21 protein-coding genes are annotated in these 23,115 nt (G+C 67.0%); 4 read left to right on the top strand and 17 right to left on the bottom strand.

What is annotated here, in order from left to right; translation table 11 throughout:
- Positions 1 to 18: 18 nt before the first annotated feature.
- The gene (locus SYV04_RS32385) at positions 19 to 786 is read left to right on the top strand and encodes an ATP-grasp domain-containing protein (RefSeq protein WP_321549840.1); all 768 of its coding nucleotides are present in this window, start codon (positions 19 to 21) and stop codon (positions 784 to 786) included.
- 78 nt (positions 787 to 864) lie between these two features.
- Here SYV04_RS32385 and SYV04_RS32380 read toward each other — a convergent pair whose 3' ends face one another.
- The gene (locus tag SYV04_RS32380; RefSeq protein ID WP_321549839.1) at positions 865 to 1,713 is read right to left on the bottom strand and encodes a hypothetical protein; all 849 of its coding nucleotides are present in this window, start codon (positions 1,711 to 1,713) and stop codon (positions 865 to 867) included.
- Positions 1,714 to 1,803: 90 nt separating this feature from the next.
- Positions 1,804 to 3,261 (bottom strand): IMP dehydrogenase, encoded by a 1,458-nt coding sequence (guaB, locus tag SYV04_RS32375; RefSeq protein WP_321549838.1) that lies wholly within the window; start codon positions 3,259 to 3,261, stop codon positions 1,804 to 1,806.
- Between the two features lie 129 nt (positions 3,262 to 3,390).
- On the opposite strand from guaB, the gene SYV04_RS32370 reads away from it, so the two are divergent.
- The 3 genes from SYV04_RS32370 to SYV04_RS32360 all read left to right on the top strand — a co-directional run bounded on the left by SYV04_RS32370 (position 3,391) and on the right by SYV04_RS32360 (position 8,113).
- Positions 3,391 to 5,592: a TIGR02266 family protein gene (locus SYV04_RS32370; RefSeq protein ID WP_321549837.1), complete on the top strand. Its 2,202-nt coding sequence runs from the start codon at positions 3,391 to 3,393 to the stop codon at positions 5,590 to 5,592.
- 154 nt (positions 5,593 to 5,746) lie between these two features.
- Positions 5,747 to 6,943, top strand: a complete 1,197-nt coding sequence (locus SYV04_RS32365; protein WP_321549836.1) for an aminotransferase class V-fold PLP-dependent enzyme — start codon at positions 5,747 to 5,749, stop codon at positions 6,941 to 6,943.
- Positions 6,944 to 6,976: 33 nt separating this feature from the next.
- On the top strand, positions 6,977 to 8,113 hold the full coding sequence (locus tag SYV04_RS32360; RefSeq protein ID WP_321549835.1) for an FAD-dependent monooxygenase: 1,137 nt from the start codon (positions 6,977 to 6,979) through the stop codon (positions 8,111 to 8,113).
- A 5-nt stretch (positions 8,114 to 8,118) separates the two neighbouring features.
- Here SYV04_RS32360 and SYV04_RS32355 read toward each other — a convergent pair whose 3' ends face one another.
- From SYV04_RS32355 to SYV04_RS32285, 15 genes are all read right to left on the bottom strand, one after another.
- The gene (locus SYV04_RS32355; protein WP_321549834.1) at positions 8,119 to 8,880 is read right to left on the bottom strand and encodes a DedA family protein; all 762 of its coding nucleotides are present in this window, start codon (positions 8,878 to 8,880) and stop codon (positions 8,119 to 8,121) included.
- 22 nt (positions 8,881 to 8,902) lie between these two features.
- A complete protein-coding gene (locus SYV04_RS32350) occupies positions 8,903 to 9,895 on the bottom strand; it encodes a hypothetical protein (protein ID WP_321549833.1) in 993 nt (330 codons plus the stop codon).
- 28 nt (positions 9,896 to 9,923) lie between these two features.
- Positions 9,924 to 10,394, bottom strand: coding sequence for a cyclic nucleotide-binding domain-containing protein (locus tag SYV04_RS32345; protein ID WP_321549832.1), 471 nt, complete (start codon positions 10,392 to 10,394; stop codon positions 9,924 to 9,926).
- Positions 10,395 to 10,469: 75 nt separating this feature from the next.
- A complete protein-coding gene (gene miaB / locus SYV04_RS32340; RefSeq protein ID WP_321549831.1) occupies positions 10,470 to 11,867 on the bottom strand; it encodes a tRNA (N6-isopentenyl adenosine(37)-C2)-methylthiotransferase MiaB in 1,398 nt (465 codons plus the stop codon).
- 120 nt (positions 11,868 to 11,987) lie between these two features.
- Positions 11,988 to 12,332: a hypothetical protein gene (locus SYV04_RS32335; protein ID WP_321549830.1), complete on the bottom strand. Its 345-nt coding sequence runs from the start codon at positions 12,330 to 12,332 to the stop codon at positions 11,988 to 11,990.
- A gap of 6 nt (positions 12,333 to 12,338) precedes the next feature.
- Complete coding sequence (locus SYV04_RS32330) at positions 12,339 to 12,872, bottom strand: hypothetical protein (protein WP_321549829.1); 534 nt, start codon at positions 12,870 to 12,872, stop codon at positions 12,339 to 12,341.
- A 42-nt stretch (positions 12,873 to 12,914) separates the two neighbouring features.
- Positions 12,915 to 13,412, bottom strand: coding sequence for a hypothetical protein (locus SYV04_RS32325; RefSeq protein ID WP_321549828.1), 498 nt, complete (start codon positions 13,410 to 13,412; stop codon positions 12,915 to 12,917).
- 12 nt (positions 13,413 to 13,424) lie between these two features.
- A complete protein-coding gene (locus SYV04_RS32320) occupies positions 13,425 to 14,822 on the bottom strand; it encodes a vWA domain-containing protein (protein WP_321549827.1) in 1,398 nt (465 codons plus the stop codon).
- 10 nt (positions 14,823 to 14,832) lie between these two features.
- Complete coding sequence (locus tag SYV04_RS32315; protein ID WP_321549826.1) at positions 14,833 to 16,119, bottom strand: class I SAM-dependent RNA methyltransferase; 1,287 nt, start codon at positions 16,117 to 16,119, stop codon at positions 14,833 to 14,835.
- Between the two features lie 50 nt (positions 16,120 to 16,169).
- The gene (locus SYV04_RS32310) at positions 16,170 to 16,547 is read right to left on the bottom strand and encodes a TIGR02266 family protein (protein ID WP_321549825.1); all 378 of its coding nucleotides are present in this window, start codon (positions 16,545 to 16,547) and stop codon (positions 16,170 to 16,172) included.
- Between the two features lie 57 nt (positions 16,548 to 16,604).
- A complete protein-coding gene (locus SYV04_RS32305; protein ID WP_321549824.1) occupies positions 16,605 to 17,261 on the bottom strand; it encodes a CoA transferase subunit B in 657 nt (218 codons plus the stop codon).
- An 8-nt stretch (positions 17,262 to 17,269) separates the two neighbouring features.
- A complete protein-coding gene (locus tag SYV04_RS32300) occupies positions 17,270 to 17,968 on the bottom strand; it encodes a CoA transferase subunit A (RefSeq protein WP_321549823.1) in 699 nt (232 codons plus the stop codon).
- Between the two features lie 79 nt (positions 17,969 to 18,047).
- Positions 18,048 to 19,229: a thiolase family protein gene (locus SYV04_RS32295; RefSeq protein WP_321549822.1), complete on the bottom strand. Its 1,182-nt coding sequence runs from the start codon at positions 19,227 to 19,229 to the stop codon at positions 18,048 to 18,050.
- A 266-nt stretch (positions 19,230 to 19,495) separates the two neighbouring features.
- Positions 19,496 to 21,211, bottom strand: a complete 1,716-nt coding sequence (locus SYV04_RS32290) for a 30S ribosomal protein S1 (protein ID WP_321549821.1) — start codon at positions 21,209 to 21,211, stop codon at positions 19,496 to 19,498.
- Between the two features lie 270 nt (positions 21,212 to 21,481).
- Positions 21,482 to 22,855, bottom strand: coding sequence for a carbohydrate porin (locus tag SYV04_RS32285; RefSeq protein WP_321549820.1), 1,374 nt, complete (start codon positions 22,853 to 22,855; stop codon positions 21,482 to 21,484).
- Positions 22,856 to 23,115: the final 260 nt, after the last annotated feature.

The raw sequence follows: 23,115 nt of genomic DNA, 5'->3' as shown, positions 1-23,115 counted from the left end.
TCCACACGGGATCAGCACATGCACTGGGTCGTCCAGAACAACCTGTTCAACGAGCGCGGCTTTCACGACCTGATGCAGGTGCTGGAGCGCGGGGGCATCCCGCACACCCTGGTGAAGGTCATCCCCTTCGACGGAGATGTCGAGCCGACGGTGGACGTGACCGGCCCCATCGTGGTGATGGGCTCGTTGAGCCTCACGCGCTACGCGCTGAAGCGCGGCTGGGCCCCCGGGGCCTTCATCAACGACAACTTCGACTTCCAGGTGTGGCAGCAGCACCTGGGCGAGTACCTGCTCAACGGTGACGCCCGGGTGTACCGCTTCGGGGATGTCCCCCCTCAGGACGGCCCCTTCTTCATCCGCCCCTGCCTGGACGACAAGTCGTTCTCGGGCATGGTCACCACGTGGGAGGAGTTCGCCGACTGGCGCGAGAAGGTCCGCGGGCTCGAGGAGTACGCCACCCTCACCGAGGACACGCGGGTGGCGGTCAGCGCCCCGAAGTCCATCCAGCGTGAGTACCGCATGGTGGTCGTGGATGGCCGCGTCATCACCGGCACGCGCTACAAGCTGGGCGACCGGGTCATGTCCTCGCGCGAGGTCGAGCCTGAGGTCTACGCCTTCGCGCAGCGAATGGCCGATCGCTGGGGCCCGGACCGGGCCTACGCGCTGGACGTGTTCATGCACGAGGACCAGCTGAGCGTCGGGGAGATCAACAACCTGAACTCGGCGGGCTTCTACGCCTACGACGTGGGCAAGATGGTGGCCGCCATCGAGGCCATGAACTTCTGAGGAGCGGCCTCCCCGCTCCGGCAGGCGACTTCGACGCCTTGCCGGGGCGGGCCAGCTCGTGGAGGAGCCCTCGCGACGTCAGTACTCGCTGTCGTAGCCCTCCTCGTCCTCCTCCTCCTGCTGCTCTTCCTCCTGGACCTCTTCACCGTCCTCGGACTGGACCGCGCGGCCGCCACCACCGCCGAACATGACGCCCAGCCCGAACTGCAGATAGAAGCCGCCGCTCTCGTTGAACGAGGAGCCCTCACCGGGGATGCTGCCCACCAGCGGGTAGAGCATGCCCACCTCGGGGATGATGCGGACGCTCGTGCCGGGGATGCGCGCCGCGAACCCCACCGTCGCGCCCGCGTTGATGGTGTTGGTGTTCCCGAGCTCGTCCGAACCACTCAGGAAGATGGCATCCGACACCGACAGGCTCGCCACGAACTGATGCTCGCCCACCGGGACGCCCACGAGCAGGGGGAGCTTGGCCTGGAAGGCGTTGATACCGGAGCTGACCGACACGTTGCCCTGGCTGGCCGACGCGGACAGGCGGTTGTAGCCCACGGACGGGGCGACCGACAGGATCAGCTTGTTGGAGCGACTGATCTGGAAGCGCGAGAGGAACTCCGCGCCGTAGCCGGCGACCGTCGAGTCCGCGCCCGTGGAATCGAAATCATCATTGAGAAAGGCCCGCTGGTAGGTCAACCGGGCGCCGACATCGGAGGTGTTCGAGACGCCGTGCAGCACCTGGGCCTGGGCTCCGACCAGGAAGCCCGCTTCTCCCATCCCCTCTCCCATCCCTCGCACGTAGGAAGGGGCGATCGCGACCTGGGTCTTGCCCTTCCCGACGGTGTCCGCCGTCAGGGTGTTCGTCACACCGACACACGCGGTGGCCTGCAGCAGCAGCAGCGCCGAGCCCAAGCGGGAGAGAGAGAAGCGCTTCATGTGGGGACTCCAAACGAAGAGTGAACGTCCACTCTCCGACACATCCCGGAGCCCCCGCAAGCGCCAGAAGCTTCTCTCTATGTACGCCCCTTACTCCACCCGGTAGTTGGGGGCCTCTTCGGTGATGATGACGTCGTGGACGTGGCTCTCCTTGAGCCCGGCCGAGGTGATGCGGATGAACTGGGCATTGCGGCGCAATTCCTCGATGGTGCCGCAACCCACGTAGCCCATGCCGCTGCGGATGCCGCCCAGCATCTGATGCACGTTCATGGACAGGGTACCTTTGTACGGCACGCGCCCTTCGATGCCCTCGGGCACCAGCTTCACCGCGTCCACGTCCGCCTGGAAGTAGCGGTCCTTGGCGCCCTGCTTCATCGCGCCCAGCGAGCCCATGCCCCGGTAGCTCTTGTAGCTGCGGCCCTGGTACAGGATGACGTCGCCCGGCGCTTCCTCGGTGCCCGCGAAGAGCGAGCCGATCATCACCGAACTCGCCCCGGCGGCCAGCGCCTTGACGATGTCGCCCGAGTACTTGATGCCGCCATCCGAGATGATGGGGACGTCGTGCTTGTCCGCCTCGCGGGAGCAGTCGTCCACGGCGGTGATCTGCGGCACGCCCACTCCGGCCACCACACGGGTGGTGCAGATGGAACCCGGGCCGATGCCCACCTTCACCGCGTCCACCCCGGCCGCGATCAGCGCGCGGGTGCCCTCGGCGGTGGCCACGTTGCCGGCGATCAAGTCGAAGCCCTTGAAGTTCTTGCGTGTATCGCGCACGCCCTCGAGCACACCCTTCGAGTGCCCGTGCGCCGTGTCGATGACGATGACGTCCACGCCGGCCTTCACCAGCGCGTCGATGCGGGCCTCGCGGTCCGCGGACACGCCCACGGCGGCGGCGCACAGCAGGCGCCCCTTGGTGTCCTTGGCCGCGTTGGGGTTGGCGCGCCGCTTCTCGATGTCCTTGATGGTGATGAGCCCCTTGAGCTCGTACTCCTCGTTGACGATGAGGAGCTTTTCGATGCGGTGCTTGTGCAGCAGCTCCTGCGCCTCGGCCTGGGTGATTCCCTCGCGGCCGGTGATGAGCTTGCGCGTCATCATCTGCTCGACCTTCTGGGAGAGGTTCGTCTCGAAGCGCACGTCGCGGCTGGTGACGATGCCCACCAGCTTCTTGCCCTTCGTCACGGGGATGCCGGACACGCCGTGCTGACGCATCAGCTCCAGGGCGCGTGAGAGCGGCACATCGGGCTCGGTGGTGACGGGATCGATCACCATGCCGCTCTCGAACTTCTTGACCTTGAGGACCTCGAGCGCCTGCTGCTCGGGCGTCATGTTCTTGTGGATGACGCCGATGCCGCCCTCCTGCGCCATGGCGATGGCGGTGCGCGCCTCGGTGACGGTGTCCATGGCCGCCGACAGCAGGGGCATGTTCAGGCGGATGTTGCGCGTGAGTCGCGTGGACAGCACGACATCCTTCGGGACGACTGAGCTCTCGGCCGGGAGCAGCAGGACATCATCGAAGGTGAGCGCGAGCCGGACGTCGGGGTTGAGCATGAGGCCTCCATACGCACTTCGTATCGCCGTCGCAACGATTCCCAGGCCCGGACTGTTGGCTGTTTTGATGCACGTTCAGCTTGGGAACAGGCGATACTTGCCCGCACTTCTCACGTTCGGGACCAGGCTTTGACGGAATCCAATCAGGGGCCTATCGGGCTGGTGGTCAAGCTGCCCTTCGCCACCCCGGAAGAGTTCCTCGCGAAGTACGGAGCCAACGTCACCCGGGGTGGCATCTACCTGCGCTCCAAGACGGTGAAGGCCCCGGGCACCCCCGTCACCCTGGACCTCAAGCTCTCCACCGGCGCGCGGATCATCTACGCCTCCGCCGTCGTCCACTTCGTCACCGGGCAGCAGGGCCAGGGCGTTCCTGGCATGGGGCTGCGCTTCCTCACGCTCGACCCGGAGACGAAGCGCTTCCTCGACACCGCCCTCGCCACCCTGCCCCACGCCCAGGCCGCGGTGCCTCCTGTCCCCGCGGGCGTTGGTACTCCTGACTACACCGTCCCACCCCAACCGGTGGCTCCGACGCTCGCCCCGCAGGTCCCCGCAGCTCCGGCGCGAACCGCGACGCCGGTGCCCATCGGGGCCGTGGCGCCGGTGGTCGGGGTGGCCGGGCCCACGGTGCCCACGGCGCCTCCCTTCGATGCCCCCAAGGAGGAGCCCAAGCGCGAGGGGCCAATCATCGGCATCGATCTGGGCACGACGAACTCGTGCTCGGCCTACGTGCGCAACGGCAAGCCCGAGGTGCTGCGCAGCCGCGAGGGCCACAACACCGTGCCCTCCATCCTGGCGCTCAACGCGCGCGGCAAGCTGGTGGTGGGCCACCCCGCCAAGGGGCAGATGCTGACCAACCCGCGGCAGACGGTGTACGGCGCCAAGCGCCTGGTGGGCCGCGCGTACGACTCGCCCGTCGTCCAGCACATCAAGGATCGGTTCCACTACGAGATCGCCCCCGGGGAGAACGGCGAGGCGGCGGTGCAGCTCGGCAACCGCATCTACTCGCTGCAGCAGATCTCCGCGCTGATCCTCCGCGAGGTGCGCGAGCTGGCGCAGAACCACATCGGCCAGCCCGTGTCGCGGGCGGTCATCACCGTGCCCGCCTACTACAACGACAACCAGCGCCAGGCGGTGCGGGACGCGGGGCGGCTGGCGGGCATCTACGTCGAGCGCATCCTCAACGAGCCCACGGCGGCGTCCCTGGCGTACGGCTACGGGCGCAAGCTGCACCAGCGCATCCTCGTCTACGACCTGGGCGGCGGCACCTTCGACGCGTCGGTGCTGGAGCTGCACGACAACGTCTACGAGGTGATCTCCACCGGCGGCGACACCTTCCTGGGCGGCATCGACTTCGACAACGCCATCGTCGAGTACCTGCTCGAGGAGTTCCAGAAGAAGACGGGCCAGGTCTTCCACGGAGACCGGGTGGCGATGCAGCGCATCCACGACGCGGCCGAGCGCGCCAAGTGCGCGTTGTCGGAGCGCCAGGACATGCGCATCCACGTGGCCTTCGTGACGATGATCGACAACAAGCCGTACGATCTGGACGTCACGCTGACGCGGGCCAAGTTGATCGAATTGACCGAGAAGCTCGTGGACCGGACGATCGAGGTCTGCGACGAGGTGCTCAAGGCCAAGAGCCTCACCGTGAAGGACGTGCAGGAGGTGGTGCTGGTGGGAGGCCAGAGCCGCTTCCCGCTGGTCCACGAGAAGATCACGAAGTTCTTCGGCAAGGCGCCCACCAAGAACATCCACCCGGACGAGGCGGTGGCATTGGGCGCGGCGCTGCTGGCGCACAGCCAGGGACAGCTGGAGGGCGTGGTTCTCATCGACGTGCTGCCCATGGCCATCGGCGTGGGGCTGCCGGGCGGGCGCTTCAAGCCGGTGCTGGAGCGCAATGCGCCGCTGCCAGCGGCCAAGACGTACGGGCTGTCCACCAACCGCGACAACCAGACCGAAGTCGAAGTCAGCATCTTCCAGGGTGACTCGGACCGCGTGGGCGAGAACGAGTACCTGGGCACGCTGAAGCTGACCGGGCTGCCCAAGCGCGCGCGCGGCGAAGTCCACATCACCGTCTCCTTCGAGGTGAACGGCGAGTCGCTGTTGAAGGTGACGGCGAAGGAGGACGGCACGGGCCGCGAGGTGTCGAGCACCTTCTCCACGCGGGACACCGCCGAGGCGGTGAAGGCGCGCCAGGCCCCACCGGAGCCGCCGCCGGAGCGACCCGCGCCCGCCCCCTCGCCTGAACAGGGAGCGGCCATGCCCCCTCCTCCCAGTGCGCGCAAAGCCGGCGTGGTGGGCTGGCTCAAGGGACTCTTCGCGCGCCGCTGAAGCCATGTGCGGTGGAATTTTCCCCCCGCGCCGTCAGGGTTGGCACCGAGCGTGGGACGACCCGCTTCTTCTGCCCACATGGTGACCTACTGAGTTCTAAGAGAGCGAGCAAGGCCGCTTGACGTAGTGGGTAGGCCCTGTTTGGCTCCCCCGCATGCTCGTGGGTCTGGCCCGACGGAACTTCCCTGGCCTTGAGGACAAGGTCTTCCTTGATTCCGCATGCGTGAGTCTGGCGCCGGTGGATGCCCAGCAGGCCATCTCCCGCTTCACCGAGATGGCGGTGCGCTGCCCCGCTCGGGACGCCTCGCACCACCACCTGGAGATGGATCGCCAGCGGACCGAGGCGGCGCGGGAGGTGGCGAAGCTGCTCCACGCCGAGCAGCGCCATGTGGCCCTCATCGAGAGCACCTCGCACGGCCTCAACCTCGCGGCGCAGGCGATCCGCTTGGAGCCCGGCAGCAACGTGCTCGTGCCCGACACCGAGTTCATGCAGGTGGCCATCCCCTGGCAGGGCCTGCGCGAGGTGGAAGTGCGGCCGGTCCGCAGCGAGCCCGGGGGCGTGCTCACCGTCGAAGCCTTCGAGCGGGCCATGGACGCGCACACCCGCGTCGTCTGCGTCTCCTCGGTGCAGTGGTGTACGGGCTACCGGCTCGACATGCGGCGCCTCGGAGAGCTGTGCCGCGAGCGGCGGATCTGGCTCGTGGTCGACGCCATCCATGAGATCGGCGCGATGCGGGTGGACGTGCGCGAGCGCTACTCCGACTTCCTCATCACCGGCGGCCACAAGTGGCTCAACGCGCCCTTCGGGTGTGGGCTCATGGTCGTCTCCGATCGCGTCCTGGAGGAGCTGCGGCCGCCCAGCCATGGCTACCTCTCGATGGAGCCGCCGCCGGAGGGCTGGGGCCAGTACTTCCGCACCCCCTCGGTGACGCCGTTCGAGGACCACCACTTCGTCCGCGAGGCGCGGGCCTTCGAGCACGGCGGGACGGCCAACTACCCGGGCGCGATCGGCCTGGGCGCCTCGGTGCGGCTGCTCAACACGCTCGGCGTCGATCAGGCCGAGGCCCATATCCGCGCGCTGACCGACCGGCTGCGCTCCGAGTTGCTGCGCATCGGCGCCCGGCTGCTGACGCCGGAGGACGCCGCCTCGCGCTCGGGGCTCACGGTCTTCCGCTGGTTCGACGAGCCCGCCAAGGACCAGGCCCTCGTCGAGCGGCTGCTGGATAGGAAGATCTACGTCTCCATGCGTTTCACATCCGGGGTCGGCGGCATCCGCGTGTCGACCCACTTCTTCAATGACGAGACGGACATTGATCGACTGGTACGCGAACTTCAGGCCCTGACGGCCTGAAGTCGCGGTCACGGTACCTCGGGGGGTACATCCATGAAGAACGAAGCAACTCTCGAAGCGGACGTCGCGATCGTCGGCGCCGGCGCCGCGGGCTGTCTGCTCGCCACGCTGCTGGGCCGACGGGGCCTCCGGGTTCTCCTGCTCGAGCGGGGCAAGAGCCCACCTTCCAACGGGGCCGACTTCCTCAAGCCACGCGGATTCAAGGTGCTCGACAGACACGGGCTCGCCGAGCCGCTCCTGGGGCGCGGGGCGCTGCGGCGCAACCGCATCCGCTACTACCACGACGGCCTGCCCATCATCGATCACGACTACAGCGAGCACACCGATCTCGGCCACTACCTCATCGTGCCGTACTCGACGACGATGTCGGTGCTGCTCGAGGCGATGGGCCGGCTCGACACGGTCCAGCTGCGCGTGGAGTCTCCCGTCGCCGAGCTGCGCCTGAGCGGCGAGCACGTGGACGAGCTCATCCTGGGCGGAGGCCAGCGCGTGCGTGCCGGCATCGTGGTGGGGGCCGATGGCGCGCGCTCCATCGTGCGCGAGTCCATGCACCTGCCGGATCAGCCCCGCCAGTACGACCAGGAGGTCTACATGATGACCCTCCCCCTGGCCACGAGCGTGGCGGAGCTCAACCGCCTCTACATCAGCTCACGCCGGTGGATGGTCTACATGTACCCCGTGACGCAGTCGCTCATGCGCATCAGCATCAGCCTGCCGTCCAAGGATCGGGCGATCTTCGAGGGGCCGGCCTCGGGCCTCATCGAGAGCATCCGGACCTTCGTGACCCAGAGCGATGACGCCCTGGCGTCGATCACGGATCTGTCGGGCTTCATCCGGCTGCCGACCGCGAGTATGAACGCCTCACGCTACTTCCGCGGCAACGTGGTGCTGCTGGGGGATGCCGCGCACCTGGCCCACCCGGTGACGGGCCAGGGCATGAGCCTCACCTTCGAGGATGCCGAGGCCCTGAGCAGCTCCCTGAGCCAGTACTTCGAGGGCCGCGCCTCGCTCGAGCACGCGCTCCACCGCTACGAGGAGGCGCGCCGCCCGGAGAACGAGCGGACGATCGCCTACGGCAACACGCTGCTCCAGTCCTTCGACGACAAGGGCTACTACCTGTCCCACTTCGACCCGGTGCTCCACAGCAGCATGCCGGGCTCGGCGCGGTAGCCGCCCTACTTCTGCAACTCGGAGGAGTGGGAACGGGCGGCGATCTGCTTCTCCGCCGCCTCGAGGAACGGCGCGGGCTTGGAGTCCACGGCGGCGCTCTCGGAGCCGACAGGCACCACGGTGGCCTGCAGGGCCTGCGCCGCCTCCGTCTGGGGCTGGGTGGCCTTGCGGCGCTTGCGCCACAGGAAGACGCCCAGGCCGATGACGGCCGCGCCGGCGAGCACCGCGTACTGGCCCTCCTTCAGCTTGCCGATGAGGTAGTCCAGCTCGCTGCCGAAGTGGTAGCCGAGGAAGACGAACACTGGCGCCGACAGGAGCGCGGCCAGACCGTCCCAGAAGATGAAGCGCCAGTAGGACATGCCCACCGAGCCGGCGGTGAAGTACGTCACCGCGCGCACGCCCGGCATGAAGCGCGCGATCATGACGATCTTCTGCCCGTGGATGGAGAACAGCCCCTCCACCTTGGCGCGTTTCTCGGGAGTGATGATCCGGGCGAAGAAGCCGCCGGGTTTGCGCCCGACCTTCGAGCCCAACCGGCGCCCGAAGTAGAAGATGAGGCTGTCGCCCGCGAGGATGCCGGCGAAGCCCACCACCATCATGATCGGCAGGTTCGCGGCGCCCTTGTGCGCCAGGAAGCCTCCGAGAATGAGGGAGATGTCCTCGGGGAGCGGCACGCCAAGCCCGCAGGCCAGGAGGATCAGGAAAACGGTCGCGTACGCGATGAAACCCTGAGTGTTGCCCAGCAGGCTAGTGAGGAGCTCTTCCACGCTTGGTCCTTAGGCTCTTGGTTCACTTCCGAGGGGCTCGCCCGGTACCTACCCGAGCTAGACCTTCCAACGCCCACGCATCAACCGGGCGCGGGTCCCCAAAACTCCCCGCTAGCACTTTGAGACCAAAATAGCCTTCCCGATGAGCAGCCTCATAGGCCGAATCAGGGGCTTGTAGGGCCGCCAGTGCCAGGGCGCGGCTCAGCAGCGCCACCGCATAATCTCCCACCGTGGCCTCCCGAGCACCCAGGGCCTGCGCCTCCCGAAGCAGCGCCGGCCCCGCCGTCCACCGCGCCTGAGCCTGCTCCCCCACCTGGGGAGGCAGCATCAGCCGGGCATACTCTCTCACCACCCGCTCCACCTCCGGTGTCCTACCCGGCCCTACCACCACCACCACCCGCAGGCCGGTGTGAAAGCCCCGTACCCACCCTTCCTCGGCGAGCAGATTAACCACGAGCCGGATGCCGGGCCCGCTTTCTGGCAAGCGGAGGAGCTGCTGGGCACGTTGGAGCGGCGCGTCCGCCACGGCAAGGTAGGCGCGCATCGCCGCGCGGTAGTCATCGAACGTCTCGGTCCGGAGGGCCGGCACGGGCCACTTGGCCTCCACGTGGTCCAGGAGCGTCTCGAGCCCCTCCAGCTCGCGCAGCTCGGCCGGCAGGGCTCCTCCATCCTCCAGGCGCACGGCGAGGGCCAGGTACCGCTCCAGGGGCAGCGGGTGGGCATCGAAGAAGGCCTGGGCGCGCTGGAGCACGGAGGGGTCGGCCCCGGCGAGGGCCTCGCGCACGCGGGTGCGCGCGGGCGAATAGCGGTAGGCGGGCACGGGGTGCTCGCGCCGCAGGGGGCCGGCGTCATAGCCGGCGCGGTTGAGCAGGGCGAAGAGGGAGAAGACGCGCGCGTCGGCGCGGATCTCGATGCCGCCGGGGGTGTAGACGCTGGCGAACCAGTCGGTCTCGGCGCGTGCTGGCCAGGCTCCGAGGGCCAGCAGCACGGCGAGCACCTGAACGCACGCACGCATGAGGGGCGTCCAAGCTAGCACGCACGGCTCAGGTGGTCGGGGCCTTTCCGACGAGGGTGCGGAGCATGTCGCGGTTGTCGCGGGCCTTCTGCCCGAAGTACGTGACGATGCCCATCATCAGCTTCACGCAGGCCTGGGGCTTCTGGATGAGGAGCTTCTGGAAGTCGCCGTGGCGGATCTCCAGCGCGGACACATCCGTCATGGCGGTGGCGGAGCAGAGTCGCTCGCCCTTCTGCACCAGGGCCAGCTCACCCAGGGGCTCACCCGCGCTCACATCGCCGAGAGAGATCTCTTCGCCGGCGGGGTTCTTCGCGCTCAGCCGCACGGTGCCCTCACCGACGATGATGAGGGACTCTCCCATCTTGCCCTCGTCGAAGAGCTTGGAGCCCTTGGGGAAAGCGCGCGGGACGGCGATGCTGGCGAAGATCGCGATGCCAGTGTCCGTGAACCCCTTGAAGATGGGGCACGCCTTCAGCACGGTCTCGGGCACGATGGCCATGGGAGTGCTCCTACCACGGCCCACCCCTCCCCGTCAGCGTTTGGATCTGACGGGCCGGAGAAAGGAGGGGGGGCTTTATGCCACGACCAGAGGAAACCGGTCGGGCTGAACACCCGTCAAGGTCTCGACGGGCGGAGCCACCACGGTGGGAGCCTGGAGCACCGCGAGCTGCTTGCCCATGAGCTGGTTGGGGGTGGCGCGCTCGATGAGGACCTTGACCAGGGCGCCCGCGGGGGCGTCGCCATCGAAGTTGACGGTGCGGTTCTCGGGGGTGCGGCCGAAGCGCTTGGCGGCGTCGTACTTGGAATGGCCCTCGACGAGCACTTCGACTTCGAGGCCCACCTGGGCGGCGGTGATCTCTCCGCAGATCTTCCGCTGGAGCTTCTGCAAGCGCTCCAGGCGGGTGATCTTCACCTCGTGGGGAACGGGGCCCCAGTCCTTCTCGCGCAGGGAGGCGCCGGTCTTGGGGCGAGGGCTGAAGATGAAAGAGAACTGGTTCTCGTAGCGCACCTGCTCGGTGAGCTTCATCGTCATCTCGAACTCCTCGTCGGTCTCCCCGGGGAAGCCGACGATGATGTCGGTGGTGACGGCGATGCCGGGCCGGGCGGCGCGCAGCTTGGCGAGCCGCTCGAGGTACTGCTCCACGGTGTAGTCACGGCGCATCATCTTGAGGATGCGGTCGGAGCCACACTGCACGGGCAGGTGGAAGTGCGGGGCGATCTTCGGCTGGATGCGGAAGGCCTCGATCAGCTCGTCGGAGAGGTCGTGCGGGTGGCTGGTGGTGAAGCGCACGCGCTCAATGCCGGGCACCTCGGCGGTGCGGAGCAGGAGCTGGGCGAAGCTGATGCCGCCCTTGTACGAGTTGACGTTCTGGCCGATGAGGGTGACTTCGCGCACGCCGACGCGGGCGAGGTCGGCCACCTCGGTGAGCACGTCCGGGAAGGCGCGGCTGACCTCGCGGCCGCGGGTGTGGGGCACGACGCAGAAGGAGCAGACGTTGTCGCAGCCCTTCATGACGGTGACGAACTCGGTGACCTTGCCGCGCGAAGTTTCAGGGTCGGCGCGCGGGAAGATGTACTCCTCGGAGTCGACGAAGGCGGTCTCGACGATGCGCTCGCGCTCCTGGGTGATGCGGTCGATGATCTCCGGCAGCTTGGCGATGTTGTCGGGGCCGAAGACGAAGTCGACGTAGGGGACCTTCTTGAGGAGGCGGTCCTTCTCCTGCTGCGCGACGCAGCCGCCGACGCCGATGAGAGCGCCACGACTGACCTTGACGGGCCGGTAACGACCGAGGGCCGAGAGCATCTTGTCCTCGGCCTTCTCACGGATGGCGCAGGTGTTGAGGATGATGAGGTCGGCGTCATCCGGCGTCGGCGTGGGCACGTACGAGAGCTTCGCCAGCACCTCGCTCATGCGCAGCGAGTCGTTGACGTTCATCTGGCAGCCGAAGGTGTGGATGAAGTAGCGCTTCATGGGCTTTTCTCGTTGAAAAACGGGCTTTTATGCGCTGTCGGGCGCCAGAATGCAACCCGGACGCGAGGTCCGGCGGTCAAGCCATCCGCCCTACTGCTCCCCTGCCCCTCCTGCGACGCTTCACTCTGGCAACCCGAACCCCAGGGCTTCGAGGGCCTGGCGAGCGTACTGCCTGAGCCTGCTCGTGCTCTCCGCATCATCCCAGTCAACGGACCGCACCAGGTCCCTCACGTGAGAGAGCGCCGTCATGGCTTCTTGGGAGCGAGGCACTACCTTCGGATTGGTCCTTTCCTCGCGTCCCACCATTTCAAAGAGGAGGGTTGCCGACTCATGAACGAGAGCCCTCAGCCTCGCGTCGCCGCTGGAACGACGAATCTCCTCCAGTGACTGGCCGGTGGCGAGATGGCCCAGTCCGTTCAACGCATTGCCGATACGAACCGCTTCGTTCTCGGATGACGAAGACATGAAGAGCTATTCCTTCGGACAGCCGAATGGTCCAACAAAACCACTCCCGAAGCTCGGGACAAAACCAATGACGGTTCCAAGCCGAGCTGCGCCCCTCACGCACTCGTATTCGCACCACTGCTTGAATACGAGATTCTTGAACGCATCTGGCATGGGCTCGGGGCAGAGGTTGCAGCTTCCCTTCCCACAGTGGGTAACAAGGCAGACTGCCTTGGCGTCTCCGCAGAGCACTTTGTCAGGACACCCGTACTCCATGCACTCGAACCTGGGGATGACCGGATCCTTTCCCGCTACCTGAATGACGCTCAGGCGGCTTCCCCGTTGTGCTGCTGAATCCTCGAGGTACTGTTCTGCGGCCTCCCTGAGGGTGACCCTTTCATCGAGAAGTTGCTGAGCCGCGTCCCTGAACGCCTCCCGTGATTGATGCTGCTGAGCCGCGATGTCTCTGGAGGCGTCCGCACGCGGTGCAGATGCAGTGGACGCGCACCCAACGCCCAGCGCCCCAAGGATGCAGCTCAACGACCCGCTGAAAACGAGCATACCCCTCGCGCTCATAGTCACTTCCGCCCTGGAGATATCTCCTCAGCCCCGGCTGAGCACCCCGGTCATCCGGGTGTGGAGCTTCACCAACTGCTCCTCGTGCTTCTGGAGGAGCTTGAGTAGCTCCTCTCCATAGCGCCGGGAGAAGCCATCGGTCCGCTCCAGCCGGGTCAGCTCCTCGCGGATGCGCTCGCGCAGCTCGTCCGCCTCGGGGCCCTGGGACTCCAACTGCTTCAGCTTGTCCTTGAGCTTGTGGATACCCCAGCGCTGCCCGCTGAAGGTCCGGAGAATCGCATTGCCCTGCTCGACCCGCCGGGCGTCCGGTAGGCCGGAGGCCTTGAGTGCCTCCGTGTGCGCTCGCGCGAGCGCCTCGGCCCCCGGCGTGTGCTCCGCGATGGACAGGAAGGTCTCCTGGTAGCGGATCAGCCCTTCGAGCTCCTGCTCGGTGAGCGGAACAGCCGCGAGCCGCAGCGTCCGGTCATCCGCGGCCTGCATATCGGTGGTGACCAGTTCATGCGTGTCATCGAAGAAGGAGGACATGGCGAATCTCCGTCAGGCAGGTACGAGTTGGTCGGCGATGCGGGCGAGGTCGCTCACCGAGTTGACCGTCACCGCCTGGTGGCAGTGCTTCTCATAGGTGAGCATCTCGCTGTCGCCGATGCCCCAGTTGCCCCGCTCCTCGGGGCAGATCCACAGCAGCCGCTTCGCCTTGCGCTTGAGATCCTTCAGCGCCCAGGCGTTGTTCGGGTTGTAGTTGTTCCGGCCGTCTCCAATGATCATCACCGTGGTGCGCCGGGTGATGCTTCCCAGGTAATCCCGCGAGAAGTCCGCGAGCGCCCGGCCGTAGTTCGAGTTGGAGCTCAAGGAGATCGTCTTGCCCGCGGTGGCTAGATCGATCGCCTGGTCCACATCCTGATCCTTGAAGAACTGCGTCACCTCACCCACGTCCGAGACGAAGACGAAGGAGCGCACGCGCACGAACAGCTCCTGCAGCGTGTACGTGAAGAGCAGCATCATCCGAGACGCATTGCGCACCGAGTCCGAGACGTCGCAGAGGACGACCACCTCGGGGCGCTCGGGGCGCCGCGCGCGGAACTGGGGCACCATGGGCACCCCACCCCACGGCATGTTGCGGCGCAGCGTGCGGCGCACGTTGAGCGCTCCGCGCCGGTGCGAGCGTTGCTTGCGAATGAGCCGGCTCTTGAGCTTCTCGGCCAGGGTTCGCACAGCCGACTGCATCTGATCGATCTCGGCCTGGGTGAGCAGGTGCAGCGGCTTGTCCGCCACCGAGTCCGTGCGCCGGCGGATGCGCGCCTCGGCCTGCTGCTTCACCTCCTGACGCGCCGCCTCCTCGATCTTCCGCATCGCGTCCGCGACATAGCGGGAGACGATCTCCACCCCTTCCACGGACAGGCCGCGCGCGGCCAGCTCGGCCTCCATGGACTTCAGGTCCAAGCGCGCCTGCTCCATGCCCGCGCCCGCCAGCAACCGGCGAGAGAAGAACCCCGCCTGAAGGCCGCTCTCCATCCGCGACAGGTCCAGCTGGAGCATGGCCGAGCGGAAGATCTGCGCCAGCCGCGCCCGGTCTCCCTCCACGATGGCCTTGGCCAGCGGCGACATCTCCGGGAAGAGCAGGTTCATCTGGTACAGCACCATCTTCAGCTCGTCGCCCTGGAGATAGCCGTCCTCCTCGATCTGCTTCGCCAGCGACTTGTCGAGCGCCTCGAACGTCTTCGCCGCCCCTGAGAAGTAGAAGTCGAAGGCGCGGTTGAAGACGTCCACGTCCAGCTCGCGCTTGATGAGCGTGGTGCGCATCACCGCGCGAAAGACGGTGCGCTCCTTCAGGCCCACCTCGGAGGCGGCACGCAGGGCGTCCTGCACCTCGGATGTGCTCACCCGAACACCGTTCTGGCGCAGCACCTCGGCGAACTCGACGATGCGGGCGTCCACGCGTCCTCCTTCAGCGCTCGAACGACATGACGGCTTCCACATGGTGGGTCTGCGGGAACATGTCCACCACCTGGAGCGCCAGGGGCTTGTAACCCGCCTCCACCAACCCCGCCGCGTCTCGAGCCAACGAGGCCGGGTCACACGCCACATACACCACCCTCTTCACTCCCAGTGCTGATACCTGGAGTGCGAGTCCCGGAGCGCCCGTGCGCGGTGGATCCGCCAGACAGAGGTCGAACCGCTGCCCCTCCACCCGAAGCCCCTCGCAGGCCTTGCGCGCGTCGCCCTGGATGAAGCGCACGTTGGCCACCCCACCCTCCCGGGCGCTGCGCTGGGCCAGCTCCACACCGACGGGAGACGACTCCACCCCCAGCACCGAGGCCGCGGTGGCCGCCACCGGGAAGGTGAAGTTGCCGTTGCCCGAGTACAGCTCCAACACCGAGTCCGTCTCACGCGGGGCCAGCTCGTACAGGGCCGAAGTGACAAGGCCCACGTTGGCCTCCGCATGTGCCTGGGAGAAGGAGTCCGGCCGCAGGTACATCGGCACCTCGGGCCGCAGCGGCGACAGCGAGCGCAGCGCCGGCTTGCCAATGAGCCGGGGCGAGCCCTCCTTCGGCACCAGCACCGCGCCCTCCAACCGCAGCGCGCGCACGGCGGCCTCGGCGGCCTCCACGTGCCGCGCCGTCACCAACCCCGTCATCATCACCGCGAAGGAGGCCTTGGCGCCCTCCGCCAGCAGATGCACCTCCTCCGCGTCCTTGGAGAGCGGCTTGAGCAGCGGCGCCAGCCTCCCAGGCAACGGAGCGAGCACCGGAGTCAGCGCGCCGCACTCGGATACCGGCACCCGCTCGTGGCTCCGCCGTCCAAAGTACGCCAGCGCCCCCTTGGCGAAGTGCAGCACCGCCCGCCGCCGGTACCCGAAGTCCCTCGGCGCCACGAGCAGCGGGCGCACGGTGAACCGGTCCCTCTGCAGCCGGCCCAGGTGCTCCAGGGTAGAAAGGACGATCTCCTGCTTCGCGGCACGCTGGGCGGGCTCGGCCAGCTCCAGCCAGTCGCAGCCGCCACACTCCGTATTCAGGGGGCACGGCGAGGCACGCCGATCCTTGCTCGGCGTCACCACCTGCTCCAGGAGCCCGCGCAGCACCTTGCCCTGCTGCTCCAACTGCACGCGCACCACATCGCCCGGGAAGGCACCCGGCACGAAGACGGTGCGGCCCTGCCAGGAGGCCACGCCCTCGCCCAGCTGCCCGAGGCGCTCGATCGTCACATCAATGGGGGTCTCAGGCAGGGGCAACATGGGGCGCTCGGGCGCGGCTCCAAGGGGCCACGCGGGTACCGGGTCGCGCCTCAGCCCCGCTCTTCCGGGGGGAGCGCCTTGCGCAGGCGCTCCACGAACTCCTCGATGCGCGACCGCTTCTCGTCATCAACGTTTACGAACTCGACGGCCATCCCGGGGACCTGGTTTGGCTCCGCGTGGGCCTCGTTCACCCGCGTCACCCGCCCCGTCAGGTCGAACGGAAACTCCGTCCCCGGCAGCGAGATGATGAGCTTGACCAGCGTCCCCACCGGCAGGGGCTTCTGCGTATTGATGAAGAGCCCACCCCGGGAGATGTTGACCGCCCAGTCCGTGACGAAGCCCGACACGGTCCGGTACGCCACCGGCAGCTCATATTCGAGCCGGGGCGCCCGTGCCCCTGGGTTGGGCTTCTGAGAGTGTTCCGGCATGAGCGCTCCGCTGTGGGGACCGGGATGGTCGCAGCGGAGCGCCAGAGCGTCAATCTCTCAGACCTTCATCTCCCGCACATCCGAAGCCACCTTCAGCTTCGGCTCGGTGATGCGCTGCACCTGCTCCACCGTCACCCCGGGCGCCAGCTCGCGCAGCAGCAGCCCCTCGGGCGTCACGTCGATCAGGGCGTGGTCGGTGACGATGTGGTGTACGCACTTGAGGCCGGTGAGCGGCAGCGAGCACTTCTTGAGGATCTTCGGGCTGCCATCCTTGGTGGCGTGCTCCATGGCCACGTAGATGCGCTTGGCACCCACGGCCAGGTCCATGGCGCCGCCCGGGCCCTTCACCATCTTGCCGGGCACCATCCAGTTGGCCAGGTCACCCTCCTCGCTCACCTCGAGGGCGCCCAGCACGGCCATGTCGATGTGGCCGCCGCGGATCATCCCGAACGACAGCGCCGAGTCGAAGAAGGCGGCGCCCTTCACCGCCGTCACCGTCTCCTTGCCGGCGTTGATGAGGTCCGGGTCCACGTCGGCCTCCGTGGGCCAGGGGCCGATGCCCAGCAGGCCGTTCTCCGACTGGAGCATGATGTCGATGCCGGCCGGGACGTAGTTGGCCACCAGCGTGGGCACGCCAATGCCGAGGTTCACGTAGAAGCCGTCCTTCAGCTCCTGGGCGATGCGCTGCGCGATCTGTTCACGGGTCAGGGGCATGGAGGTCCTCAGGCCTGCTTGCGGACGGTGCGCCGCTCGATCCACTTCTTCAGGTTCTTCGACTGGATGATGCGATGCACGAACACGCTGGGCACGTGGATGAGATCGCCGTCGATCTCTCCGGCCTCGACGATGTGCTCCGCCTCGACGATCGTCACCTTCGCCGCCATGCACATCATCGGCGAGAAGTTGCGGGCCGTCTTGCGGAACACCAGGTTGCCCAGGCGGTCCGCCTTCCACGCGCGAACGATCGCGAAGTCCGCCTTCAGCGGCGTCTCCAACACGTGCAGGCGCCCGTCGATCATCCGCGTCTCCTTGCCCTCGGCCAGCGGCGTGCCCGCGCCCGTCGGGGTGAAGAAGCCGCCGATGCCGCTGCCGCCGGCGCGGATGCGCTCGGCCAGCGTGCCCTGCGGGTTGAGCTCCACCTTCAGCTCGCCCGAGAGGAACTGCGCCTCGAAGATCTTGTTCTCTCCCACGTAGCTGGACACCATCTTCTTCACCTGCTTGTTCGCCAGCAGGATGCCGAGCCCCAGCTCGGTGGTGCCGCAGTTGTTGGAGATGATCGTCAGCCCCTTCACGTTCTTGCGGTGAAGTGCCTCGATCAGGTTCTCAGGGTTGCCGCTCAGCCCGAAGCCGCCGCTCATCAGCGTGCAGTTATCCGGGATGTCGGCGACCGCCTCGTCCGCGCTCGCGTAGATCTTGTTCATCCGCCCTCCCGCTACAAGAAACACGGGGTGAGGATGCTCAGCACCCTCACCCCGGTCCTCCCCCGAAGGGAGAGGAAGATCAGCGCTCCACCATCAGCGCGATGCCCTCGCCGCCGCCGATGCACAGCGACGCGACCCCGCGCTTCTTGTCCAGATCCTTCATCGCGTGCAGCAGCGTCACCAGCACGCGCGCGCCCGAGGCGCCGATGGGGTGACCCAGCGACACCGCGCCGCCGCGCACGTTCACCTTCGACGGGTCCAGCTTCAGCAGCCGGTTGTTGGCGATGGACACCACCGCGAACGCCTCGTTGATCTCCCAGAGATCCACCGCGTCCGTCTTCAGGCCCTTCTTCTCCAGCAGCTTGTTGATCGCGTCCGTCGGGGCGATGGTGAACTCCACCGGCTTGCGCGCCGCCTGGGCGTGGCCCGTAATCCGACCGAGGATCGTCCGGCCCTCGGCCTTGGCGCGCTCCTCGCTCATGAGCACCAGCGCCGCGGCGCCGTCGTTGATGGACGAGGCGTTGGCCGCCGTCACCGTGCCGTCCTTCTTGAACACCGGCTTGAGCGTGGGGATCTTCTCCGGCTTCGCGTTACGCGGGCCCTCGTCCTCCACCACCATCACCGTGTCCTCGGGCTTCTTGCCGGGGATCGGCACCGGGACGATCTCCGCGGTGAACAGGCCCTCCTTCTGGGCGTTGATGGCGCGCTTGGTGGACTCGAGCGCGTACTCGTCCTGCTGCGAGCGGCTCACGTCCTGCTTCACCGCGCAGTCCTCGGCGCAGACGCCCATGTGGACGTTGTCGTACGGATCCCACAGGCCATCGAGGATCATCGCGTCCTTGAACTCCACGTTCCCCATGCGGGCGCCGCCGCGCATGGTGTGGCTCACGTAGGGCGCGTTCGACATGGACTCCATGCCGCCCACCACCACCACGTCCGCGTCACCCAGCGCGATGGCCTGGGCGCCGGCGATGACGGCCTTCAGGCCCGAGCCGCAAACCTTGTTGAGCGTGGTGGCCGGCACCGTGTCCGGCAGCCCCGCGAAGCGCAGCGCCTGACGCGCGGGAGCCTGGCCCACGCCCGCCTGCAGCACGTTGCCCATGATGACTTCCTGTACCGCCTCCGGCTTCACGCCCGCCCGCTCCAGCGCCGCCTTGATGACGATGGCACCCAGCTGCGGCGCCGTCAGCTTCGCGAGAGCGCCCTGGAAGGAACCGATAGGGGTGCGAGCCGCGCCCACGATGACGACTTCACGAGCCATGGAAACTGCCTCCTTGGTAACCGGGGATACGTACAGGTGAGCCCTTATCACCGCCCCTTCCGGGGGGGTCAAGCGTGTCGTCCCCCCTCTGACTCATGCCCCCGAACAGCATGAGTTGAGCTTTGGGCTTCCGACACTCGGACGGACTGTTGGTAACACCCAGGCCCGCCGACTTCATGCATGTAAGTGCCCGAAAAAGCAGACGGCCGGGCCCCCATTCGGGAACCCGGCCGCCCATGCGTGCCTCCCAGTGGGAGGAGCGAGGGCTACTTCTTCAGCTTGCTCGCCATCACGTCGCCGAGGCGCGCCTTGCTGCCCTCGGCCTGCTTGCGCAGGTACTCGCGGTAGTCATCCGAGCCCTCGCCGATGAGCGCCTTCATCGACAGCGCCACCTTCCGGTCCTGGGTGTTGATGTCGATGATCTTCACCTCGACATCCTGAGCCTCCTGGACCACGTCGCGGGGGTTCTCCACGCGCTCCTCACGCAGCTCGGACACGTGGACCAGACCCTCGATGCCCGGCTCGATCTCCACGAACGCGCCGAAGTCGGTGACCTTGGTGACCTTGCCCTTCACGCGGCTGCCCACCGGGGTGCGCTCGGACAGCGTCTCCCAGGGGTCCGGCGTGAGCTGCTTGATGCCCAGGCTGAAGCGCTCGTTCTCGACGTCGATGTTGAGCACCACCGCCTCGACCTCGTCGCCCTTCTTGTAGAGCTCGCCCGGGTGCTTGATGCGCTGGGTCCAGGAGATATCGGACACATGCACCAGGCCGTCCACGCCCTCCTCGACGCCGACGAACACGCCGAAGTCGGTGACGTTGCGGATCTGGCCCTTGATGACGGAGCCGATCGGGTACTTGTCCTCCAGCAGCGTCCAGGGGTTCTGCTCGATCTGCTTCATGCCCAGCGCGATGCGCTTGGCCTTCGGATCGATGTCCAGGACGACGGCCTCCACCTCCTGGCCGACCTCCAGGATCTTGGACGGGTGCTTGAGGCGCTTGGTCCAGGACATCTCGGACACGTGCACCAGACCCTCGACGCCCTGCTCGATCTCGATGAAGGCGCCGTAGTCGGTGATGGAGACGACCTTGCCGCGAACGCGCGTGCCGACCGGGTACTTCTCGTCGGCGCGGTGCCACGGATCCTCCTGGATCTGCTTGAGGCCCAGGCTGACGCGCTCCTGCGTCGGGTCGAACTTGAGCACCACCACGCGGACTTCGTCGCCCACGTTGAACATCTCGCTGGGGTGACCGATGCGGCCCCAGGACATGTCGGTGATGTGCAGCAGGCCGTCGATGCCGCCCAGGTCGATGAAGGCGCCGTAGTCGGTGAGGTTCTTGACCACGCCCTTGAGGACCGCACCCTCCTTGAGGTTCTTGAGGGTCTCCTTCTTCATCTCCTCGCGCTGCTTCTCGAGGAGCACGCGGCGGCTCAGGACGATGTTGCCGCGCTTCTTGTTGAACTTGATGACCTTGAACTCGAATTCCTTCGAGATGTACTGGTCAAGGTTGCGCACGGGGCGGATATCGACCTGGCTGCCGGGCAGGAACGCCTTGACGCCGATGTCGACGGAGAGGCCACCCTTCACGCGGCCAACGATGGTGCCCTTGACGATCTCATCGCGCTCGCAGGCGGCGCTGATCTCGTCCCAGATGCGCATCTTGTCGGCCTTCTCCTTGGAGAGGACGACCATGCCGGTGTCGTTCTCGCGGCTCTCCAGGAGCACTTCCACGGCGTCACCGGCCTTCACGGTGATCTCGCCGCGCGGGCTGGTGAACTCCGAGATCGGAACCTGGCCCTCGGACTTGTAGCCGATGTCGACGATCGCGTAGTCCTTCGTCACCTGAACGACGGTGCCTTTGACGATCTCCCCTTCCTTGAGGATGCCGTCACCACCGCGCTCCTTGAGCGACGCCTCGAACATCGCGGCAAAATCCTCGTCGCCGGCCTCCGGTCCGATCTGCTGGTTCACATTCTGCTGCATGAATTGAAAGTCCTTGGAAACGGGTACAGCTGCCCCTGTTCGTCACGAAAGTCACCCGCGGGGCGCGACGGGAACCTCGTGTGTCCCCACCTTGGGGACTGGAAGCCGCGCACCCTAGACACCGGTCTTTCCGGCAGTCAAGCGAGCACGCGATTCTTGTTCACTCTCTCTATGAACGGCTGCCCCCCCAGGCAACATGTCCGAGGGGGCGAGCCGGGGCCCAGGGCGGCAAGCCTGCCCGCCCCAGGAGCATCCAGACAACGGGCCGATTTAGAACCACCACTCGGCGCGGGCGCCCAGGAAGTGGCCGAACTCGCGCGGACCGAAGTTGCGCAGGTACGGCGAGGCGACGGACGAGTTCGCCCGAGCCGCGCTGCGCGCGCCCTCACTGTAGTAGGCCAGCGTGTAGATGAAGCGCAGGTGCGGCCGCGCCCAGGCCGAGCGCTCACCCGAGGGGACGATGGTCGGCACGATGGAGAACTTGGTCGCCCAGGGCAGCGGCGGAGACTCCACGCCCTCCGGCAGGCCGGTGGCGACCCCCTGGAAGCTCAGCTCGTTGATCAGGTGGAACTGGTTGTGCAGGTACAGGAAGCTGCGCACGCCCGTGGCGAAGTTCATGGCGTGGTCCTGTGACAGGCCGCTGGCGCCCTGGCTGTACTGGAAGATGCCGTAGCCGTTGAGCGAGAGCAGCGGGTTCACGTTCACGAGGATGTGCTCCACCGCCTCGACGCCCAGCGCGCCGCCGTAGCGATCGTCCTCGTTGGTCCGACCGTAGGTGCTCCACGTCTGCGAGGCACCGAAGGCGCCGTTGGCGATGCCGCCGCCGACGCGCACCGACAGCTCGTTGAAGCTGCCATTGCCCAGATCCAGGCGACCCTTGACGCCGCCCACGTAGCCGTAGTCGCGGCGCGCCAGCGCCTGGCTGCCAATGTTGGTACGCGCGGCCGGCAGGTAGTGGAACTCACCCAGGAACTGCAGCGAGTGCTTCTCCATCACCGGCAGCACGTACTGGCCGACGAACGTGGTGCGCTGACGCTGGATCAGCGGGTTGCTGGTGTTCGGGTCCCCGTCCTGATCGATCGCGTACAGGCCCTGGTTGCGGTTGGTCTGCAGCAGCACGGCGACGTCCAGGCCCTTGTACTTGGCGCCGAAGCCCTGGGAGGCCAGGTTGTTGAAATAGAAGTAGTCGGCGATGTGGACGTCCGTGCCGCGGTAGAAGCGCTGGCCGGCCCACACCTTCAGATCCGGGACGAAGATGTTGCCGGCCTCCAGGTACGCCTGGAACAGCTCGATGCGCAGGTTGGCCGAGAAGTTGTTGGCGAAGGCGCCCAGGAACGAGCCGTTGGCCGAGAACATCGACGGCGTGAGGACGAAGTGGAAGTACGTCTTGGTGGTGTCCTCCGTGCTGGGCCGCACGATGTGCAGCTTGATCGTCGGCTCGAGGTAGTCACCCTCCTCGAAACGACCACCGAGCGTCACGCCCAGCAGGTTCAGGGTCTGGCCCTGAACGAACTGGCCGTTCTGGGGATTCCAGGCCACGCCCATGCGGCCGTACATGCCGATCTCGAGAGGCCCCGACTCCAGCGCGGCATGCGCGGGAGAAGGCAGCGCCAAGAAGCTCAGCACGGCTAGCAACGAAACCACGGGAGACTTCCGCCAACATTGAGTCACGAGATGCACAATGCGAGATGACACGATCTAGCTCCGGAGGATGTGAGGAGTAAGCCAGTGGGAAGAGGCTCCCCCTGGTAGGACTCACATTCCGGGGCCCTCATAAAACCTAATAGTTGCCATATTCAAGCCTCTTGATCAGCGAGAAACCGTGGTACGGGGGGCGCGGCCCACGGGTGCGTGAAGGCAGACGCTGCTCGTGGGGACGCGCTCCAGAACCGGGGCGCTTCGAG

Source organism: Hyalangium ruber, from assembly GCF_034259325.1.
In the GTDB taxonomy this organism is placed as follows: Bacteria; Myxococcota; Myxococcia; order Myxococcales; family Myxococcaceae; genus Hyalangium_A; species Hyalangium_A rubrum.
The sequence above is the reverse complement of the archived record's forward strand: the minus strand, read 5'-3'. Positions and strand labels throughout refer to the sequence as shown.

Bases quoted from the DNA above. Each gene is read 5' to 3' on its own strand.
- SYV04_RS32385 (WP_321549840.1), top strand. From the start codon at position 19: ATGCACTGGGTCGTCCAGAACAACCTGTTCAACGAGCGCGGCTTTCAC.
- SYV04_RS32380 (WP_321549839.1), bottom strand. From the start codon at position 1,713: ATGAAGCGCTTCTCTCTCTCCCGCTTGGGCTCGGCGCTGCTGCTGCTG.
- guaB (WP_321549838.1), bottom strand. From the start codon at position 3,261: ATGCTCAACCCCGACGTCCGGCTCGCGCTCACCTTCGATGATGTCCTG.
- SYV04_RS32365 (WP_321549836.1), top strand. From the start codon at position 5,747: ATGCTCGTGGGTCTGGCCCGACGGAACTTCCCTGGCCTTGAGGACAAG.
- SYV04_RS32360 (WP_321549835.1), top strand. From the start codon at position 6,977: ATGAAGAACGAAGCAACTCTCGAAGCGGACGTCGCGATCGTCGGCGCC.
- SYV04_RS32350 (WP_321549833.1), bottom strand. From the start codon at position 9,895: ATGCGTGCGTGCGTTCAGGTGCTCGCCGTGCTGCTGGCCCTCGGAGCC.
- SYV04_RS32345 (WP_321549832.1), bottom strand. From the start codon at position 10,394: ATGGCCATCGTGCCCGAGACCGTGCTGAAGGCGTGCCCCATCTTCAAG.
- miaB (WP_321549831.1), bottom strand. From the start codon at position 11,867: ATGAAGCGCTACTTCATCCACACCTTCGGCTGCCAGATGAACGTCAAC.
- SYV04_RS32335 (WP_321549830.1), bottom strand. From the start codon at position 12,332: ATGTCTTCGTCATCCGAGAACGAAGCGGTTCGTATCGGCAATGCGTTG.
- SYV04_RS32330 (WP_321549829.1), bottom strand. From the start codon at position 12,872: ATGCTCGTTTTCAGCGGGTCGTTGAGCTGCATCCTTGGGGCGCTGGGC.
- SYV04_RS32325 (WP_321549828.1), bottom strand. From the start codon at position 13,412: ATGTCCTCCTTCTTCGATGACACGCATGAACTGGTCACCACCGATATG.
- SYV04_RS32315 (WP_321549826.1), bottom strand. From the start codon at position 16,119: ATGTTGCCCCTGCCTGAGACCCCCATTGATGTGACGATCGAGCGCCTC.
- SYV04_RS32310 (WP_321549825.1), bottom strand. From the start codon at position 16,547: ATGCCGGAACACTCTCAGAAGCCCAACCCAGGGGCACGGGCGCCCCGG.
- SYV04_RS32305 (WP_321549824.1), bottom strand. From the start codon at position 17,261: ATGCCCCTGACCCGTGAACAGATCGCGCAGCGCATCGCCCAGGAGCTG.
- SYV04_RS32300 (WP_321549823.1), bottom strand. From the start codon at position 17,968: ATGAACAAGATCTACGCGAGCGCGGACGAGGCGGTCGCCGACATCCCG.
- SYV04_RS32295 (WP_321549822.1), bottom strand. From the start codon at position 19,229: ATGGCTCGTGAAGTCGTCATCGTGGGCGCGGCTCGCACCCCTATCGGT.
- SYV04_RS32290 (WP_321549821.1), bottom strand. From the start codon at position 21,211: ATGCAGCAGAATGTGAACCAGCAGATCGGACCGGAGGCCGGCGACGAG.